Raw genomic sequence first — 20,157 nt, 5'->3', positions numbered from 1 at the left:
GGCAACCAGTCATCCAAAATAACCAATCGTGTAGAGAATGTCAATGTTAACGCGAGAACAGCAACAATTTTGGGATGAAAACGGCTATCTAGTTTTACCGGCATTTTTTTCCCATGCCGAGATAGATCAAGTCAATCAACTTCACAAACGCTTGTGGAAAGAATCTCCCAATAATGTCGTAGTAGATGATATAGATACTAATCGCCGGTGCTATATGAGCGCTCTTTCTGAAGAAGAAAAGAAGCACCGCTGCAAAGTCAATGATCTTTATTTAAATTATGAGGAAGTCCGCAGCCTCAGCTTAAATGAGCAATTAGTAGAAATTTTAGACGGACTTTTACCCGATGCGCCGGTGTTATGTAACAGCTTAAGCTTGGATTATGGCACTCAGCAATTTCTTCATGTCGATTCGCTTTACATGACACCGCTGAGTGACTGCCATCTCGCAGCAACTTGGATCGCTTTAGAAGATTGCCATCCCGATGCGGGTCCCTTATCTTATGTTCCAGGAAGTCATAAAATCCCGATTTATCGGTTTTCCACCGGCAGCCCCCATGTCGTCAATGAAGAATTCCCTTCCTGGCAAGAATACGTGCAGCAAAAGCTCAGTGAGTGGGGTTTAAAAGAAGAAATATTCCTGCCCAAAAAGGGAGATGTTTTTATTTGGCACTCCCAGCTTTTGCATGGGGGAACTGCAATTAATAATCCCCAATTAACTCGAAAAAGCATCGTCAGCCATTACTTTACCAAATCAGATTGTGCAGTATTGGGTTCTAAATTAGTGCCGGCAGGGATGGGCTATTGGATGGATAAGCCACTGCTACAAGTCCCAGACGAGAATGAGAATAACATCCAGCAGCCGGTTAAAAAAATGTCACGGGTAGAACATGTTTTGAGAACAACCCTGCATTACTACAGGCTTTGGAAGAGAGATATTTTAAATTTTCCGCAATAGAGAAATTCTCAGTAAGGGAAAATAGGAAACGTGAAGAAATTTCCAACCCACTGTTCCCTACCCGGAGTTTCACACCAGCCAAATTGCAGCCGACAGCTAGAATAGTACAGATGCCGCCAATAAATACGCTCTCACCATGACGGATCTGCTTCAACAAATTAATAAAAGCTTATTAGAGCTGTTCGGTCAAACAATAAAGATATTGCCAGGATTAGGACTGGCACTTGTGATCTTTTTCATCACCCGCTACGCCGCCAATATCACTAGGAGCATTGTCTCAGCAGCAGTTCATCGGGCGATTAAAAACCCTTCGCTGCGATTGCTGCTGATCCAAGTCAGTTATGTTGCTACCTGGGTTGTTGGTATCCTCGTCGCCTGCGTCGTTGCATTTCCATCCTTGCGCCTGGGCGACATCATTGGCTTATTGGGTTTGAGTTCCGTTGCCTTTGGTTTCGCCTTTCAAGATATCTTCAAAAACTTTTTAGCCGGCATCCTCCTGCTGTTGCAAGAACCCTTTAGAATAGGCGATCAAATCATTGTCGAAGGCTTTGAAGGCACAGTCGAAGAAATTTCCATTCGTTCCACCCAAATTCGCACCTATCAGGGAGAACGAGTGGTTGTGCCCAATGCATCTGTCTTTACAAATGCGGTACAGGTAATCACCGCCTTCCCTCACCGCAGAACTGACTTAGCCATCGGAGTAGATTATAATACCTCTCTGCCGCAAGCGGTTGAAACCTTCTTGTCAGCCGTCAAAAAAGTTGAAGGCGTCTTATCGAAACCCCCAGCAGAAATCGATATCGTTGGTTTTGGGGATAGCTCAATCAACTTCATGGTGCGCTACTGGACATTTCCAGAAAAAGCTCAAGTACGGCGCACCCAAACCAATGTGATCATTGCCCTAAAAGAAGCCTGCGATCTCGCTGAAATTAATATCCCTTACCCGATTCGCACGGTTTACCACTTCGATCAAGAAAAATACAAGGATCACTATCCGGTTGCCGAGCATGGAAATGGCAATTAGCTGAGTGCTGTCAGCCCTTTAGGGTTCGGTGCAAGTCGTTTTCCGTTGCCGGCACCCTTTTGGCAGACAGGCTGAGAAACCGTTTGCAGGACTCTCAAACTCAACCTTTTAACGCTCGCTACAGCCTGTTAATTAAAGATCCGGGGATCATCCCGCACTCTATCGGTTCAGAGCGATCCTAATTTTGGTAAGATTGTCCAGATTGGCGCTCTGAGAAAGCTTACAGGCTAAAGGCTTTACGGCCATTGCTTTTGAAGCTTGAAAAATTGCTGTCAAGCAATCCATCCTTTTAGATGCTGTATCTGGCCTCCTTAAAAGCAGCAATTCTCTACGCAATTAGCGTCAGATGTAAGGCTCAAAATCACTAGGGAGGCCGACGATCCCACAGCATAGCGCGGGTGTTTTTGACGGCTGATGCTCCCTTCCTCAGGGCGTCAAAGGCAGTCTGTGCTTTCGCTTAAATCACTAGAGCCTGACATAACATTGCTGCGGGAGTGATTTTTTTCATTGGAGATTGAGCTTAGAGATTGAGGTTGATCATGAGGTATTATCGAGCGTTCATCGTGACACTTTTGGCGGTTTGCCTGAGTGTATTAACTGCTTGTAGTGATGGGCCGGCAACGGCAAGTAGCGTTCCACTCACCTACGACCAGATCAGAGGAACTGGACTGGCTAATAACTGTCCCAAATTAGAAGAAACTTCTCGCGGTTCCATTCCTATTGATTCAAGCAAGTCCTATGTTTTGACCGATCTTTGCTTACAGCCAATAACCTTTTTTGTGAAGGAAGAATCTGGCAATAAGCGGCAAGAGGCCAAATTTATTCCGGGCAAAATGCTGACTCGGTACACATCCACCCTTACCCAGATTCAAGGCAAACTGAAGCCGGCACAAGATGGTTCCCTCACCTTTGTAGAAGAAGATGGGATAGACTTTCAAGCTGTGACAGTTCAGATGCCTGGTGGCGAACGAGTCCCTTTCTTGTTCACAGTTAAAAATCTGGTCGCGAAAAGCCAAGCTGGTTTGGAAGGCATTAACACGTCCACAGACTTCCAAGGAAAGTTCAAAGTCCCCTCCTATCGCAGTGCCGGCTTCCTCGATCCCAAAGGTCGCGGCGAAGCTACCGGCTACGACAATGCTGTGGCCCTTCCTGCCAAGGGGGATAACGAAGACTTAACTCAAGTCAACGTCAAACGCGCTGAAGTCGGCAAAGGCAGAATTTCCCTTCAAGTCTCTAAAGTTGACAATTACACAGGTGAGATTGCAGGGATCTTTGAAAGCGAACAGCCCTCAGATACAGATTTAGGAGCTAAAGAAGCTCTAGACGTAAGGATTCGCGGCCTGTTTTACGGTCGGGTTCAACCTGCTTCGTAAACACGCTTAGTTCCTTGGCCGCAGAGGTGAGAAGGGAACCTCTGTGGCATCTTGTTTCTGGGCCAGCTCTGATAGAACCAACAGATAGCAGCAAAATTCAATCTAGTAGATATACGGTTGTAATCGAGGCAATCCGGGTAATATATTAAATTGTAGTGAATAACCCACGCAATCGAATAAGCACAGATTGCAGGCAAAACATCTTATATAAAGCTGGCAACTACAGCCAGATTAATTTATTTAAGCTTAGCGTTACAGAGAAGAGCCGGCCACAAAGCTTCTGTTTTTATTAGATGTGTCTTGCATCACAGCGGTTTCAGCCGTTCTCTATCAAACTAAATTAGATTCATCTCTTAAAGTGCTCTACCAACCCAAAATTCCGCATGGCTAACATAGTAACCAATGAACTCAAAAGCGAGAGCTTGGAACTATTACGTGAGTACCAAACTTCTCCCTCTCCAAAACTCCGCAATCAGCTCGTTAAACTTAATTTTGGACTGGTCAGAAAAGAAGTGCACCACTGGCTCAACCAGTGCACAGAAAGTTATGAAGACTTACTGCAAGTCGGTAGCATCGGATTAATTCGGGCAATAGAACGCTTTGAAATGTCCAAAGGACACGCATTTAGTTCCTTTGCGATCCCTTACATCCGAGGTGAAATTCAACACTATCTGCGCGATAAAAGCCCTTCAGTGCGAATTCCCCGGCAGTGGGTGACCCTGCAAAGTCAAGCATCTGGCGTGATGCAGAATCTACAAGTCAAGCTAAACCGGCACCCCACCGATACGGAGGTTGCCGCAGCCTTAGAAATTTCAGTGACAGAATGGCAGGAAGTGAAGCTAGCTAATCGTAATCGTGCGCCGCTGAGCTTAGATGCACCCATGCAGGATGAGGATGAAGGCTCTACTTCCCTCGGAGATCTTGTCCCGGATAACAACTATCGCAGTTTCCAACTGGCACAAGAAGACGTAATTCGCTTGCAGCAAGCTCTTTCTACCTTAGAGGAACGGACTCGCAAGATTTTAGAATTTGTATTTCTTTATGACTTAACACAAAAAGAAACCGCCGATCGGATGGGAATCAGCGCAGTAACGGTTTCCCGTCGTGTTAAGAAAGGGTTGGACTCCCTAAAAGAGTTGATGGGTGTGCCGGAAGGGGATGAGAACTAAGGTTTTAATTTGAGATGAACAATTGAAGGACGCGATTTGCTAAAGATCGCGCCTTTTTTTTATAAGCTGCTTGCTATTAAGTTTTGTTTAAGAAAAACTCCTCTGACAGTTTTGAGCTGTCAAAGGAGCTGAAGTTATAAAATAAATTGCTTTGGTCTTTGAGCAGAAAGCTAATGATTCTATGCAATCACCTGGAAGTCGCTGCTAATTAGAGCTAAGCCTGTTGATAGGCTGGCAATTTGTACCTGCGCGGCTGCTCCTGTACCATCTGCATCAAAGAAAAGTGCGCCGGTTGATGAGTTGTAGATGACGCGATGATTGGAAGTAGTTGCCCCAGCGCCGGTGCGAAACTGGGAGGAAAGCAGAGATCCAGGTGTGACTCCTGTTGTGGTGGTTAAGCTGCCACCAAAACCACTGTCTGAAAGTGCAATTTTATCTCCCTGTCCCCAGCTAAAGTCGGTAATTGAATCACTACCCTCACTGGTAGAGTAGAAGTTAAAGTAATCTGCACCGGCACCTCCAGTCAAGACATCGCTGCCGACGCTGCCTCTAATTGTGTCGTTGCCGACACCCCCGGTAATTGTGTCATTTCCTGCGCCACCCCAGAGGTAGTTATTGCCGGCATTACCCACGATAGAGTTGTTGAGTGCGTTGCCGTAACCGTAATAAGCGCTGCCTTGGAGGTAAAGGTTTTCCACGTTTGCGCCTAGGGTGTAGCTAGCCGAGGCGTAGACAACGTCTGTGCCGGCACCCACCCCTTCAATAATCACATCACTGGTACTGTCTACATAGTAGATGTCATTACCAGCACTGCCTGCCATCGTATCGTTGCCGGCACCGCCCCAAATCAGGTTATTGCCGCTATTGCCAGCGATATAGTTGTTGAGTGCGTTGCCATAGCCGTAATAAGCGCTGCCTTGGAGGTAAAGGTTTTCCACGTTTGCGCCTAGGGTGTAGCTGGCAGAGGCGTAGACAACGTCTGTGCCGGCATCGACGCCTTCAGTTACCACATCAGAGGTGCTGTCTACAACGTAAACGTCACTACCTATGCCACCTGCCATTGTATCGACGCCGGCACCGCCACTGAGGTAGTTATTGCTGCTATTACCGACGATAGAGTTGTTAAGCGCATTGCCGTAGCCATAATAAGCGGTGCCAGATAGGTAAAGGTTTTCCACGTTTGCGCCTAAACTGTAGCTGGCAGAGGCGTAGACACTATCGGTGCCGGCATTGACGCCTTCAGTCACCACATCACTGGTGCTGTCTACAACGTAAGCGTCACTGCCTAACCCGCCTGCCGCCGTATCGACACCGGCACCGCCTGAGATCAGGTTATTGCCGCTAGTGCCCACGATAGAGTTGTTAAGTGCATTGCCGTAGCCAGAATAAGCACTGCCGTACATATAGAGGTTTTCGACGTTTGCCCTTAAGGTGTAGCTGCCGGCGTATGAATAGACGCTATCTATGCCTGCACCCACTCCTTCAGTAGTCACATCACTGCTGCTGTCTACATAGTAGCCGTCATTACCTAAACCACCTACCATCGAATCAATGCCGGTACCCCCATTGATAATATCGCTGCCGCTACCCGCATTGATGGTGTCATTGCCTTCTAAGCCATAGATGTAGTCGTCGCCGGCTGTGCTTGGATCAGTAAGTCTAGGCAGATTGTCGTTTCCAGATGTCCCGAAGATTGTAGCCATATCAATTACTCCAAATTAGCGTTGTTTAGTTAACTAAGAAGCAGCCAGCGACGCTTGTATTTTTTGCAATCTCTTGACTACAGGCGGTGTTTTACCTGAGTCAACTGCCTCTTTCTGTCCCTTACTCAGGCTTGGGAAGGGGGTTTTATGCAAAATTTCCAAAATTAATTTTTGTAACAAAATCCGTAATGGCATATACGTACGAATGAGTCATAATGAGCAGCAAACGCTTCTATAGCGATTAATGAGTTGCCTACCACTCACACTTTTATGGATCATGAATGAGCAACTGGAACTGCGATTTATCAATGCCGGCAGTTACAATCCTCAAACTCAGCAAGGACAAGAAGCTTTAACCCTACTGGTTGAAGAAATCTTGCGAGGGCGTACTATTTGCCGCCCAATCAGTGGTCATCCCTTCTCTGAGGTGCAGAAAGAAATTTACCAGCGGCTTCAAGCAAGGCTTTTATCTGATGTCTCCCAAGAAATTAGCCGGTATAACCCTCAACGTACTCCGATTAAAGTTTGGGGAAATCATTTACTCCATCAAGCGTTAAGAGAGTGTTTGCAAGACGAGCAACTCAAACAATTAGCTGTAGAAATTCAAAAACAGCCTTCAAATTCGGCTTTGCGCCGGCATCTGCTTGGCGAATTAGTGGAAGCCATTCGCTTATCTGGAAAGCTTTGTCGGCCCCATCGAGAAAAGTTTTCCGCAGAATTTTACGAGCTGCTTTATGAAGAAGCGGTGATTAGAACCTTGGCTTATGTCTGTAAAAATATTGACAATTATGACCCAGAACGTGGCCAAACTCAAAAATTCATAAACTGGGTTAATTTTCGCTTGGATAAATTGGTGATAGAGTGCCGCCGAGAATTTAGCAATCCTATCGTTGAGGAACTTCCCTCACTTGCAGATTTAGAAAATATAGCCCAACCCGATTCAACTTCATTAGTCGAAGAAACTCGCCAGTATATCGAAAGCGATCCGGGAAAGAACTTTGAACAAGAATACATTAGAAATCGACCCGATGCTAGCTTCAAAACTATTGCATTAGCCCGCCTTTCAGGGCAAAGTTGGGAAGAAATTTCAAGCAGCCTAGGAATAAAAGTACCCACTTTAAGCAGTTTTTTTCAGCGATGCTGTAGTAAATTTCGCCCTCAATTTCAGAAAGACTTAGCACCGGACTGAGTGCTGTAAAATTTATGAAAACATTAGAAACCTCATCTGTGTTTATCTGTCTGTAAGTTCTGACCTTTACAGTAACTTTACAGATTACCCAAAAATGTAAAGTTTTTGTAGAATACGTTAAATTTGCATAAAATTTACCCCTACGGCCAGAGTAACTCATGAAAGCCAAACAAAAACCAACCTCAAACTGCTGGAAATCAGAGTGCTTATGAATCCCCCCACTAAATTCTTAACCTATACCGTACCACTAGGACTAGCGGCGCATTCTCGCGCGGAACAACTACGGTGTCACCAATCTAATGCCGCTAAAGCCAAACAAGTTTATCTCAATAGTCTTGCGGTATGTGCTGTGCAACTTTACCTTCAATGGCATGGATTTGAAACAGATTGGGAAAACAGTGATAGCTACAATCCGGCAACAAGCACACTCATGGATGTGGCAGATTTAATTATCCCAAATTATGGCAAACTCGAATGCAGACCTGTGTTACCAAATACAGAAGTTATTAGCATTCCCGAAGAAGTTTGGTCAAATCGGCTGGGTTTTGTCTGTGTGCAATTGCATGAGTCTTTGCGGGAAGCAACAGTTTTAGGATTTGTCCAAGAAATAACGACTAAGGATTTACCTATAAACCAACTCCAATCCTTGGATGAATTTATTTTATATCTTAATCAATTCCAGCAATCGGCTTCTATTAAACAACCTATTCAGCTAAGCCCATGGTTCCAAAATATTATAGAAGCCGGCTGGGAAACTTTAGAAACTTTGCTGGCTTCGCCTCAACCTCAACTAGCATTTAATTTTAGGCGAGCGCAAAAAGCAAGTGTTGAAAGAGGAAAGTTGCTAAAACTAGAACAAGCTGGCGAACGAATTGTTTTATTTGTAAGATTAACGCCTGCTGACGATTCAGAAATTGATGTTTCTGTTGAAGTGCTTTCAGCCGAAAGTCAAATCGAGTTACCGCAAAACTTGCAGCTTATTATTTTAGATGAAAACGAAAAGCCGGTGATGCAAGCAGAAGCCGGAAGCAGCGAAAGTTTGGAATTTCAGTTTAGCTGTGTACCCGGAGAGCGTTTTAGCGTCAAACTTGTTTTAGGAGAAGCGATTGTCACTGAACTGTTTGCGATCTGAGGAAGTGAGAATCATCTATGAGTAAGTTAGTGGTTTTAGAACTAGATGGCAACTTAGAAAGTCAAGGATTCCGAGTCACCTTGGAAATAGGATCTGATGGCGAAACCTTACAATTTCCGATCAAAATCAAAGGAGGACTACCGCCTAACCCTACTCTGGCTAATAACTTGCACTTCCACTGGCAAGAAAATTACCGAAATTTAGGGAATTGTACAAGGATTAAAACTAAGAAAATCATTCATAAAGGCTCGATTAATAAACGGATTTCTGACTGTGTTGACTCTGCAAAACAACTGAGCAATCACCTAAAAACCTGGCTTAAAGAAGAAGGATTTCGTGAAATTGATAGCCGGCTGCGAGAAGAACTCAACCGAAATGAAACCATCCGGTTTTTAATTTGCAGTGAAGATTCCAATATTCAAAAATTACCTTGGCATCAATGGGATTTTTTTGAACGTTACCCTAAAGCAGAAGTTGCACTGAGTCCTCTAGAATCAAAATCATCTCAGAAATTAACAGGTGAGATTAGAACTAAATCTTGCGTAAGTATTTTAGCTATTCTTGGACATAAACAAGGAATAGATATTGAGAAAGACCTGCAATTATTAAAGAGTTTACGCAACGTTAATTTAACTTTTTTGGTAGAACCCGAACATCAGGAGATTAACGACCAACTTTGGGGAGAGTGCTGGGATATTATTTTTTTCGCAGGCCATAGCGAAACCCAAGGAGATACGGGTCGAATTTATATTAATCCAACAGATAGTTTAACAATTCCAGAACTTTGGTATGGGTTGCAAAAAGCGATTAAAGGCGGCTTGAAACTAGCCATTTTTAACTCTTGTGATGGGTTGGGACTGGCAAGACAACTCGGCGACTTGCATATTCCGCAAATGATTGTGATGCGGGAGTTAATTCCTGACCAAATTGCTCAAGAATTTTTAAAACATTTCTTAAAGGCATTTGCCGGCGGACAGTCATTGTATTTAGCAGTGCGAGAAGCGCGACAGCGTTTGCATGATGATTTTGAGCGTGAATTTCCTTGTGCAAGTTGGCTGCCGGTGATTTGTCAGCAGCCGGCTGAAATTCCTCCTACTTGGAATCAGTTATTAGGGAACTCAGAAAGTGATTTACCAAGCTTACCATCAGCTAATTTTCCTAAAATTAATCTATCTTCACCTTCCCCTGTAAAAAGACAGCGCACCTTAGCAGCTATTGTCTTTACAGATGCGGTTCGTTTTAGCACGAGAATGGCAACCAATGAAGAAGAAACCATCACTTTATTAAACCGCGATCTCGAATTGATGACTGAATTGTGTCATCGCTTTGAGGGAGAAGTTCTCAAATCAACAGGTGATGGCTTGTTAATGTATTTTTCCAGCGCCACTCAAGCAACCGCCTGTGCAATTGAAATTCAAACGACTTTTTTAAATACTGCCAGTTTACCGCCGACAGAAAAGCTATTGCATCGCATTGGCATTCATTTGGGAGATGTTCTTTTCAATGATAGCGATGTTATGGGAAATGGAGTTAATATTGCGTCGCGGCTGCAATCAAAAGCACAACCCGGTGGAATTTTAATATCTCAGACGGTTTATGAAGTCGTCAAAAATAGCTTGTCTCTGGAAGTGTCTGACTTAGGAGAACGGAAGTTAAAAAATATTCCTAATCCGATTCGGGTTTACCAGATTTTACAGAAGCAGCCAAGTCAAGACAATGATAAAAAGCGAAAGTTAACCAAAGTTCTATCGATAAATCAGTATAAACCTGTTTTTTTTGCTGGCATTTTTCTGACAATTTTAGTCATGGGAATGAGAGACTTAGGTTTATTCCAAACTTTTGAACTTAAAGCGTTTGACCAATTAATGCGGTTACGTCCTAATGAAGGAATAGATTCGCGTTTGCTAGTGGTTGAAGTAACTGAAAATGATATAAACCAATATGGGTTTCCGCTGCCTGATGCCACAATCGCCCAGGTTATTGAGAAATTAGAGGCGTATCAACCGCGAATAATTGCTTTGGATATCTTTCGCAATCGACCTCTAGAACCTGGTCACGCGCAGTTAAGCCGCCAGTTTCAATATAATAATCGGCTGATTGCGGTCTGTAGTGCCGGTGAAGCGAACAATCCCAATAAACCAGGTATTCAACCGCCACCTAAACTTCCTGAATCTCGCTTGGGTTTTACCGATGTTCTGGTGGATTTAGACGGAATTTTACGCCGGCATTTAATGTTTATGCAACCTTATGAACATGATTCTTGTGTTACAAACTATGCGTTAAGCACAAGAGTTGCACTGCATTATCTCGCCACAGAAGGCATTCAGCCAAAAGCTGTTTCAAGGGAACAAGTTAAAATTGGCAGAGTGATTTTTCAAGATTTGGAAGGAAATACAGGAGCTTATAAAAAATTAGACGATGGAGGATTTCAAGTTTTACTTAATTATCGAAAAAATATAGCAAAAACAGTGGGAGTTTCAGAAATATTAAAAAATCGAGTTGCTCCTCATTTATTAAAAAATAAAATTATTTTAGTTGGAGTCACAGCGCCGACTGCCGATGATAATTTTTCGAGTCCCTATAGTGCCGGCAAAGAATACTATGAAAGGACAGCAGGAGTTCTTATTCAAGCGCAAATGATAAGCCAAATTCTCAGTGCTGTTTTGGATCAGCGACCGCTTTTAAGTGTTTGGAACCAGTGGGCAGAAACTTTCTGGATTTGGGGATGGGCAATGATTGGAGGAGTTGTTTGTCAAATACAGCACCTTCGTTATCGGGTTATGGCTGTATTAGTAACAGTGGGGGTATTATGGGGAGTTTGTTTAGGTTTGTTAATCCAAGGTTTTTGGGTGCCGGTGGTTCCATCCGTTGTAGCTATCATCGCTACGGGAGGAATTGCAATGACTAGGACAATGTCTCACCAAAAATTGTAAATACCAAAGCAAAAATATGAAGCTGAAAAAACTGCAACATCAGTTATTAACTCTAACCTATACATTCCTGTGGCTGCTGACCTGCTTGAACGTCCGTTCTTTAGCAGAAACGTCTACTTTCAAACCCCCCAGTGATGGGGCACCAGGTAGGCGCGAAGATGCCGGCAGTCGTCCCCTTTGTCCCGCACCCACCGGCTCTTTTGCTGCTTTAATTCCCGCGACCAATTTCGGAAAAACAGCCGCAGAAAACCCGACATTCTGGCTATATAGCCCCTATCCATCAGGGTCAGTTGAACTGATATTAGAGGATGAAATTAGCAAGAAGCAAGTTTATAAAACCACATTTGAAACCAATAAGGGGCCAGGAATCATCAGCTACCGTCTCCCAGAAACAGCACCGTCGTTAGAAATTGATAAAAAATATCGTTGGCGGTTCTTTTTCTTCTGTAATTCAGCAAATCAAGCGGATTTCATGTCTATAAATGGAGTTATTGTGCGCGAGAATTTGCCGGCAGAGGTTCAAACTCAGTTAGAAAATGCTACTTCACCCTTAGAACGGGCAGATTTGTATGGTGCTAACGGTTTTTGGTATGAGATGGTGCATGAGCTAGCCACACTACAGCGAACATCTAACAATCCTGAAATTACAACAGCCTGGACAAATTTATTGCAGCACCCAACAGTACGTTTAGAGAAAATGGTTTCAGTGCCGGTGGTTTCTTGTTGCACAGTGGATTGAAGCTAATTTCATTTCTAATTGAGCTTTTGGCAGCTTTTTTGTAAGAATACTTAATGTTTTTACTAAAAAATGTGTGCTAAAATAATTCGCCATACTTAGCAAGCAGGGTCTTCTTTTTTCACTAAATTCCGCTGGTTAGATTTGCTGAAAGATTAGCCTCAGCCAGTTTGTTAGCCTTCGCAAAAGATTGAAGCTATTTGAGAGAACTCTGATGAATTCAGCCAGAACATCCCTTAAGCCGTTCGTTCTCGGTTTATTCATAGCATTTTACCCCATTTTACCGGCATCATCTCAACCGATCAAACCGGCAAACGATGGCACCGGCACAGTCGTCACCCCCAATGGCAACCGCCTTGAAATCAATGGGGGACAGCGTTCTGGCGATGGAGCAAATTTATTTCACAGTTTTGAGAAATTTGGGCTGGATGCCGGTCAAATCGCCAACTTTAACTCGAATCCTGAAATTCTCAATATTTTAGGCAGAGTTGTCGGAGGTGATGCCTCGTTGATCAACGGATTAATTCAAGTAACGGGGGGAAATTCTAACTTATTTCTGATGAATCCCGCTGGTATCATTTTTGGCCCGAATGCTAGCTTAAATGTGCCGGCATCCTTCAGCGCTACAACCGCTACAAGTATTGGATTTGGCGGTAATGGGTTCAATGCAATTGGGCCGAATAACTATCCGCTTCTCATCGGTTCTCCCACTGCTTTTGACTTCTCAACGCTGCAACCGGGTGCTGTGATAAATTCAGGTGTTCTCAGCGTTAATCAAGGACAAAATTTAACGTTAATGGGGGGAACCGTCGTCAATATCGGCCAACTTTCTGCGCCGGGAGGTGAGATTGTTTTAACCGCCGTTCCCGGTGAACACCGAGTTCGCCTCAGTCAAGCCGGCATGGTGTTAAATCTAGAATTTCAACCCGCCACAACCTCCGAAGGAAACTGGACATTCCCGATTGCTGACTTGCCAACGTTACTAACAGGAAATGCCGGCAGTCATGCTACAGGATTAACAGTTAATCCTGATGGCACAGTTCAACTGACAGGTTCCGGTGTTTCGGTGGCTCCTAACACAGGGACAGTCATTGCTTCGGGAACAATTAATGCTGCAAATTTAAGTGCCGGTGAAACAGGCGGAACCGTACAAATTTTAGGAGATAAAGTTGGAGTATTGGGAGCAAATATTAATGCTTCAGGCTCTAATGGTGGTGGCAGCGTTTTAATTGGCGGCGAGTATAAAGGACAAGGAACGATCCCCAATGCTTCCCAAACTTATGTTAGTCAAGATTCAGCAATTTTGGCTGATGCCTTGCTAAACGGGAATGGGGGTCGAGTCATTGTTTGGGCGGATGAAGCAACAAGATTTTTGGGAAGCATTAGCGCTCGTGGCGGTAATAGCAGCGGTAATGGAGGATTTGTTGAAATCTCAGGTAAAGAAAGCCTGAGTTTTGATGGCACAGTTGACCTCAGCGCCCCCCAAGGCAACTTGGGTACTTTGTTGCTTGATCCAGCTAATATCCTCATAGTTGAGAGTGCAGAACCCAACAACAATGCTGAACCTGATGATGGAAGAATTTTAGTCGATGCTGAACTGGATGATGGAGAAATTTTGGCCGATGATGGGCTTTGGGATGATACTTTTGTGATTACCAGAGAGCGTTTAGAAAGCCTCACTGGGGATATTATTCTAGAAGCGACTGATAGTATTACCATTGAAGATTTACCAGGCGATGAATTAAATTTGCAAACTGGGGCTGGGGAGACTGTTACATTTACGGCCAATGCCGATAATATGGGATTAATAGGAGGTTCGTTTTCAATGCATGGGAGCGACACTATAAATACTCGTGGAGGAAGTGTAATAATTTCAGGAGTAGATGTTGAAGTTGGCAATATTAATACTTCTTCTTTGGGTTCTGCTGGAGACATCAATCTAACAGCTACAAGATATATTAGAACTGGCAATTTAAATACTACTGCTTCTAGCATTTATTTTGGCAATATTTTCCTCCCAGCTTCGGGAGGAAATATTATTCTCGAAACCAAAAGTCCTTATGGTGAAATTATCACTGGCACGTTAAACGCAGCAATCTCTGGAACAGGGACTGGAGGAGATATTAGTCTTGAATCAGGGACAATTACAGTCGATAATATTCAGACTTCATCGGGAGGGAATATTAGTTTAAAAGGGACGCTAGAGTTAGTGGGTGATACTTCTATCACCACCGGAAATATTGGAAGTGGTAATATAACTTTAAATGGCAGTATTAGTAGAAACCCCTTCAGGCCTACAGGTCATTTGACTGTATCAGCCGGCACTGGAGATGTGATTATGATAGCCGCCGACTCAAGCGAATTTTCTGAAGATTACAGCGACTATAGCCCAGAAGAACTTGATAATTTAAACAAGTTAAATCATGTAAATATAACAGGCAATAATATCACTTTTCAAAATGGAATAAAATTGAAGGCAGAAGAGGTAAATATTCAAGCCCAAGGCAACTTGAAGCTCAATAGCGGCGAAATCAAGGCTAGCAATAACTTACAAATTCTTAGCGAAAATACGGTTGAAATAGAAGATAGTATAGAGAATCCTTTTACCGCAACAGCAGGAGGGAATCTCCTGATTCGAGGAGATAATGCGATCAGCATACAGGCATTATCTCACCCCTTGTCTCTATTTCAAAGTAGTGGGGATCTCAGCTTAGTCAGTGATGGGACGATTACCGCGAACGCTCGTTTCCAGAGTGGAGGGAATTTTTCAACAGTTAACTTATTAGGGGAACCCGCCGATTTTCTGTTTAATACAGTTAGCTCAGATGGCATTATTAGTTCAGCCGGCGATGTGACTTTTGGCAACTATGAAGGTGTCTCTCTAAAAGTAGAAGCGGCAGGAAGCATTGTCGGAGAAGATATTACCATTACTGGGCCTAATCCTAATTTACAGGGAACAGATCCAGATATTCCAGTTTTGGCTAGTAGGTCGGCTTTGATTTTGCGAGCCGGTGTCACTGAACTACAGAACACCCCTAATCTCCCTAAAACAGTTGAAACAACAACTGAAACAACAACTTTTACCACCGCAGGCGTAGCTTCATCACCAGGAAGCATTCAAGTTGGAGATATTTACATTAGCCACGAAGCCTCTAGCTCCAACAGAGGAGCGATTATTTTGTCCGCAGAAAATGATATAGCAACTGGAACGATAAGAACCCCAGGGGGATCTGTCAATCTATTGTCTAATAATGGCAATATAACTGTTGGATATATAAATACCGCCGGTAGTCTTGGTGGTCATGTCACCATTAAAACTTCTGGTCTATTTAGAGCTATTGATTCGTTTATAACGGACGATTATTTAAACGACAATTATTTTGACAATGAAGGATTTTTTGATAAAAAATTTGTAAAAATTAAAGGTCAACAAGTTACCGGAAATTTACCAACCAGCATACTAGCGACAGGAACTGAGGGTGCGGGAAATGTTTATATAGAACATGGGGGAGCCTCTTTTATTATTGGGCCTAGTAACATTCAAGAAGATGGAAAAGGTGTAGTAACAACAAGTAACCCTCTTAGTATTGCAAATATTCCGTCAGATGCAAGTTTTACTGCCGGCGCAATTACTTCTAATATCAATAATGGTGGTGGAATAACTTCTTTTCGCGATATTCCCCTCACGACTAGCGATTCAGCGCGTGAAAATGGATCTTCGGTGCCTACTCGCCTTCAAATAACTTTTACTCCGTCACCGACAGATCCACCCACTCCGTCACCGACAGATCCACCCACTCCGTCACCGACAGATCCACCCACTCCGTCACCGACAGATCCACCCACTCCGTCACCGACAGATCCACCCACTCCGTCACCGACAAATCCACCCACTCCGTCACCGACAAATCCACCCACTCCGTCACCGACAAATCCACCCACTCCGTCACCGACAAATCCACCCACTCCGTCACCGACAGATCCACCCACTCCGTCACCCACACAAACTCCCACACCAACATCGGCACCGACTCCCACACCAACATCGGCACCGACTCCCACAAAAACTCCCACATCAACACCAACGCCAACGCCAACACCAACATCAACACCTAATCCAACACCAACACCAACACCAACACCTAATCCAACACCAACACCAACACCTAATCCAACACCCGTATCATCGATACCACCAACAAAAGGAAATGAAGTTCCACTACAAACGCCCTCAATTCCTGGTAATGAAGTTTTGATACCAACTCCTACCACTTCACCAAGTCTCAGTGGTGGAGTTTCTCCTTCGCCGTTACCAACTTCAGTAACCACAGGAAGTGAAGTTTCACCGACGACTCCCGGCACTTCTTCCGGTGCCGGCGCTACAGTTTCACCAATAAATTCGCCAACTTCAGTAACAACAGGAAGTGAAATTTCAACGACTGCTCCCCGAACTTCCTCAAGTGCCGGCACTACTGTTTCACCAATAAATTCGCCAACTTCAGTAACAACAGGAAGTGAAATTTCACCCACAACTCCTCGAACTTCTTCAAGTGCCGGCACTACGGTTTCACCAATAAATTCACAGACTTCAGTAACCACAGGGAGTGAAATTTCACCCACGACTTCCCAAACTTCTTCCAGTGCCGGCACGACTGTTTCACCATCGCCTGTAGCCAGTGCCGGTGAACCCAACGAGCCGGCATTAACCGAGAGTCAAACAGGCGAAACTCAACCACAATTAACTGAAAACACAGCGCAAAAAACTCAGCCTTCAGGGATTTTGTCTATCGATCCTTACCTACTTGCATCAGACAGTTACGCAGCAACGGTGAGATGTCGGCCTAAAGATTCTGAAGAAAAGTTGAATGGAGACACAGAGAGAACAATATCAACAGACAATCAAACTTGTGAAATTACATCGCAAAGTTCTCAACTCCCAGTAAGGCGCGAAAAAAAGGAGGTGATTTCAAAGTAATTTTCAGTTTTCTAACACAATACGTTATTAAAAGATTGGGTGAGTGCATCCCAGATGCAATATTGGAAGTGGGAGCATCTTGTTCCCAGAGATTACTGTAAACCGGCAAGATGACCGCACTACAAATTTACAAAAATGGGATACTCCCAATTGCGCCGGCAGTTACCTTTTCTTCAAAATTAAGTTTACAATCTAACTGTAATTAGCCTAACCTTCTCATGAATCTTCAATTGATAGGGGTTAAAATCTTTTTTTTCATTTCTCATCAACTAATTTATTTTATACTTAATCCAGTTTTTCTTCAAGGAACGTATTTTTTATCTTATTATCCCGCTCAAAAAAGCTCTTTCTCAATTCCATCTATTTACACTTATAAAACCTTTACAGATGAAGGTAAGTTTCAGGGAGATTTAGAGCAAGCAGAAAAACTACTGCACCAAGGAATTGAACGCTATCAATCTAGTCGATTTGAAGCAGCAATTGAATCTTGGCAAAAAGCTCTTATCCTTTATCAAAAAATCAAAAACCGCAAAGGTGAAGGAGCAGTTTTTGCCAACTTTGGAATTGCTTACAGAGCTTTGGGAAACTATACTAAAGCAATTGATTATTTAGAACAAGCTTTAGCAGTTCAGCAAGAATTAAATGATCAAAAAAGACAGATTATTGCTTTAGCAAACTTGGGCAATGCTTATGAATCTATTGGAGAATCTGAGCAAGCCATTGAAAACTATCAACAAAGCTTGCAAGTAGCCCAAAGCATAGGAGATGTTTTTGGTGAGGGAGTTGCCTTGGGAAGTTTAGGAATCGTTTTTACAAGTTTAGGCAATTACAAGCTGGCAATTCAATATTATCAACAAAGCTTAAAAATCGCTCAGCAGATTGGTGATCGTGAAGGAGAAGGATATACATTAAATAACTTAGGTTTAGCTTATCATATTATGGGTGATATGAAACAAGCACTTATTTGTTATCAAGAAAGTTTGGAAATCGCCCAATTAATTGGCAACCTTCCAATGCAGACAGCAGTATTGGGAAGCTTAGGGCTTACTTACGAAAATTTGAATGACTATGACAAAGCAATTGAATATCATGAGCAAAGTTTAGCAATTGCCGATTCAATGAAAGCTCCGCGAGAGCAAGCAAAAGTTCTCAATAACTTAGCTCATACATTATATAAGTCTGCGAATTTTGTAGAAGCAGAAAAAAAACTGCGAATAGCCATTCAGATTTTAGATTCTTTACGATCTGAGCTTAATGATGCTCAGCATATTTCAATTTTTGATACACAGGCTCTCACCTATAATTTACTACAACAAGTTTTAATTGCTAAAAACAGCTTAAAGGAAGCTTTAGAAATATCTGAACATGGGCGAAGCCGTGCTTTCATCGCCTTATTATCAAAACAGCTTTCCTCTAATTTAAACGTAGCGGTTCAAACGATTCCCCCAAATATTCAGCAAATTCAACAAATCGCCCAGTCGCAAAATGTAACGTTAGTCGAATACTCAATAATTCCTGATGACAGTTTCTTAGTTCACGGTAAATTAAGGGGTGTGGGGGCTGAACTATTTATTTGGGTAGTTAAACCTAGTGGTAAAGTTGCCTTTCGTCGCAGTGATCTCAAGTCTTTAGATATTAACCTGGCTAATCTTGTACCCAGTAGCCGTATTTCTCTAGGTGTGCGAAGCCAGGGTGAAACAGAAAGTCTCGCTGTAACTTCAGGTGATTTAGTGAGGCTGAAAGATGATCCACCCGATTGGGAACCTTGGCAAGTTGTCAAAATTAATGAAGCCACTCAAGAAGTTGAATTAACCCAATCTTCTTTTGCAGAAGGCGTGACAATTGCTCGCCCTATTGCTGATGTGACATCAAAAGTAGATTCGCGCAGCAGCAGCAATCTCCAGCTGCAACAACTACATCAATTGCTAATTGCACCGATTGCAGATTTATTGCCGGCAAACCCAGAAGATCATGTCGTGTTTATTCCTCACGGCGAATTGTTTTTAGTGCCCTTTGCTGCTTTGCAAGATAGCGAGGGCAATTATTTAATTGAAAAACACACGATTCTCACAGCGCCGGCAATACAAGTCCTGGACTTAACCAACCAACAAAAACAACAACGAGCAACCCAAACCCAACCTCAAGCATTAGTGGTTGGGAATCCTAAAATGCCGGTTGTGCAAACCACCCCCGGACAGCCGGCGCAACCATTAGCGCCACTTCCCAATGCTGAAACGGAAGCTTTAGAAATTGCTCAATTATTACAAACAACCGCTTTAACCGGCTCTATCCCCACCAAAGCACTGGTTGTGGAAAAAATGCAGCAAAGCCAAATTATCCATTTCGCCACACATGGATTACTCGATGAAGCACAAGGCTTAGAAAGTGCCATCGCCTTAGCGCCTGATAGCCAAGATAATGGCTTGCTAACAGCCAGTGAAATTCTCAAACTCAAATTGAAAGCCGAACTAATCGTTTTAAGCGCCTGCAATACAGGACGAGGCAGAATTACGGGGGATGGAGTTATTGGTTTGTCTCGTGCTTTAATTAGTGCCGGCATTCCTAGCGCCGTCGTCTCCTTGTGGACAGTACCGGATGCACCTACAGCATTTTTAATGCAGGAATTTTATCAGCAATTGCAGCAAAATGGGGACAAAGCAAAGGCGTTGCGAAATGCAATGTTGAAGACAATACAACAACACCCCAATCCTAGAGATTGGGCAGCTTTCATATTAATTGGTCAGCCTTAATTTCCTTGGCGACAGCTTAGGGCGCATTAGTGTGATAGATTGAAAACTCACAGACAGTATTTTGCGCTGCCCTTACAGGCAGGCAGCGGGTTTGGAGATAAGCGAGAGCCGAAGCGATGCTTTTCCACAACTGATAAAATCGCTACAGTTTTAAAATTATTTCCCTTTTTTCTAGAAAAGTAGCACAGCATACCACCGGCATCTAGATCAAAATCGGC

General features: G+C 43.4%; 11 protein-coding genes. 10 read left to right on the top strand and 1 reads right to left on the bottom strand.

The window, feature by feature from the left end; all coding sequences use genetic code 11:
• The first annotated feature begins 37 nt into the window (after positions 1–37).
• From H6F56_RS19810 to H6F56_RS19795, 4 genes are all read left to right on the top strand, one after another.
• A complete protein-coding gene (locus H6F56_RS19810) occupies positions 38–955 on the top strand; it encodes a phytanoyl-CoA dioxygenase family protein (protein WP_190671597.1) in 918 nt (305 codons plus the stop codon).
• 136 nt (positions 956–1,091) lie between these two features.
• On the top strand, positions 1,092–1,979 hold the full coding sequence (locus tag H6F56_RS19805) for a mechanosensitive ion channel family protein (RefSeq protein ID WP_190671596.1): 888 nt from the start codon (positions 1,092–1,094) through the stop codon (positions 1,977–1,979).
• A gap of 539 nt (positions 1,980–2,518) precedes the next feature.
• Positions 2,519–3,352: a photosystem II manganese-stabilizing polypeptide gene (locus H6F56_RS19800; protein WP_190671595.1), complete on the top strand. Its 834-nt coding sequence runs from the start codon at positions 2,519–2,521 to the stop codon at positions 3,350–3,352.
• A 383-nt stretch (positions 3,353–3,735) separates the two neighbouring features.
• Positions 3,736–4,521 carry an RNA polymerase sigma factor SigF gene (locus H6F56_RS19795; RefSeq protein WP_190671594.1) on the top strand — a complete coding sequence of 262 codons (786 nt, stop codon included), beginning with the start codon at positions 3,736–3,738 and terminating at the stop codon, positions 4,519–4,521.
• Positions 4,522–4,700: 179 nt separating this feature from the next.
• On the opposite strand, the gene H6F56_RS19790 is transcribed toward H6F56_RS19795, so the two are convergent.
• Positions 4,701–6,224, bottom strand: a complete 1,524-nt coding sequence (locus H6F56_RS19790) for a calcium-binding protein (RefSeq protein ID WP_190671593.1) — start codon at positions 6,222–6,224, stop codon at positions 4,701–4,703.
• Positions 6,225–6,468: 244 nt separating this feature from the next.
• Here H6F56_RS19790 and H6F56_RS19785 point away from each other — a divergent pair, with 244 nt between their 5' ends.
• The 6 genes from H6F56_RS19785 to H6F56_RS19760 all read left to right on the top strand — a co-directional run bounded on the left by H6F56_RS19785 (position 6,469) and on the right by H6F56_RS19760 (position 19,939).
• Positions 6,469–7,413 carry a hypothetical protein gene (locus tag H6F56_RS19785; protein WP_242032091.1) on the top strand — a complete coding sequence of 315 codons (945 nt, stop codon included), beginning with the start codon at positions 6,469–6,471 and terminating at the stop codon, positions 7,411–7,413.
• Between the two features lie 208 nt (positions 7,414–7,621).
• Positions 7,622–8,545, top strand: a complete 924-nt coding sequence (locus H6F56_RS19780) for a DUF1822 family protein (RefSeq protein ID WP_190671592.1) — start codon at positions 7,622–7,624, stop codon at positions 8,543–8,545.
• Positions 8,546–8,562: 17 nt separating this feature from the next.
• A complete protein-coding gene (locus H6F56_RS19775) occupies positions 8,563–11,478 on the top strand; it encodes a CHASE2 domain-containing protein (RefSeq protein WP_190671590.1) in 2,916 nt (971 codons plus the stop codon).
• Positions 11,479–11,494: 16 nt separating this feature from the next.
• On the top strand, positions 11,495–12,217 hold the full coding sequence (locus tag H6F56_RS19770; RefSeq protein ID WP_190671587.1) for a DUF928 domain-containing protein: 723 nt from the start codon (positions 11,495–11,497) through the stop codon (positions 12,215–12,217).
• Positions 12,218–12,428: 211 nt separating this feature from the next.
• Positions 12,429–17,189, top strand: a complete 4,761-nt coding sequence (locus tag H6F56_RS19765; protein ID WP_190671586.1) for a filamentous hemagglutinin N-terminal domain-containing protein — start codon at positions 12,429–12,431, stop codon at positions 17,187–17,189.
• Between the two features lie 218 nt (positions 17,190–17,407).
• Positions 17,408–19,939 (top strand): CHAT domain-containing protein, encoded by a 2,532-nt coding sequence (locus tag H6F56_RS19760; protein WP_190671584.1) that lies wholly within the window; start codon positions 17,408–17,410, stop codon positions 19,937–19,939.
• Positions 19,940–20,157: the final 218 nt, after the last annotated feature.

This window comes from Microcoleus sp. FACHB-672 (genome assembly GCF_014695725.1).
GTDB lineage: Bacteria > Cyanobacteriota > Cyanobacteriia > Cyanobacteriales > Oscillatoriaceae > FACHB-68.
The sequence above is the reverse complement of the archived record's forward strand: the minus strand, read 5'-3'. Positions and strand labels throughout refer to the sequence as shown.

Coding starts and splice junctions, on each gene's coding strand:
- H6F56_RS19810 (WP_190671597.1), top strand. CDS start 38: ATGTCAATGTTAACGCGAGAACAGCAACAATTTTGGGATGAAAACGGC.
- H6F56_RS19780 (WP_190671592.1), top strand. CDS start 7,622: ATGAATCCCCCCACTAAATTCTTAACCTATACCGTACCACTAGGACTA.
- H6F56_RS19805 (WP_190671596.1), top strand. CDS start 1,092: ATGACGGATCTGCTTCAACAAATTAATAAAAGCTTATTAGAGCTGTTC.
- H6F56_RS19785 (WP_242032091.1), top strand. CDS start 6,469: ATGAGTTGCCTACCACTCACACTTTTATGGATCATGAATGAGCAACTG.
- H6F56_RS19775 (WP_190671590.1), top strand. CDS start 8,563: ATGAGTAAGTTAGTGGTTTTAGAACTAGATGGCAACTTAGAAAGTCAA.
- H6F56_RS19790 (WP_190671593.1), bottom strand. CDS start 6,224: ATGGCTACAATCTTCGGGACATCTGGAAACGACAATCTGCCTAGACTT.
- H6F56_RS19795 (WP_190671594.1), top strand. CDS start 3,736: ATGGCTAACATAGTAACCAATGAACTCAAAAGCGAGAGCTTGGAACTA.
- H6F56_RS19765 (WP_190671586.1), top strand. CDS start 12,429: ATGAATTCAGCCAGAACATCCCTTAAGCCGTTCGTTCTCGGTTTATTC.
- H6F56_RS19760 (WP_190671584.1), top strand. CDS start 17,408: ATGAATCTTCAATTGATAGGGGTTAAAATCTTTTTTTTCATTTCTCAT.
- H6F56_RS19770 (WP_190671587.1), top strand. CDS start 11,495: ATGAAGCTGAAAAAACTGCAACATCAGTTATTAACTCTAACCTATACA.
- H6F56_RS19800 (WP_190671595.1), top strand. CDS start 2,519: ATGAGGTATTATCGAGCGTTCATCGTGACACTTTTGGCGGTTTGCCTG.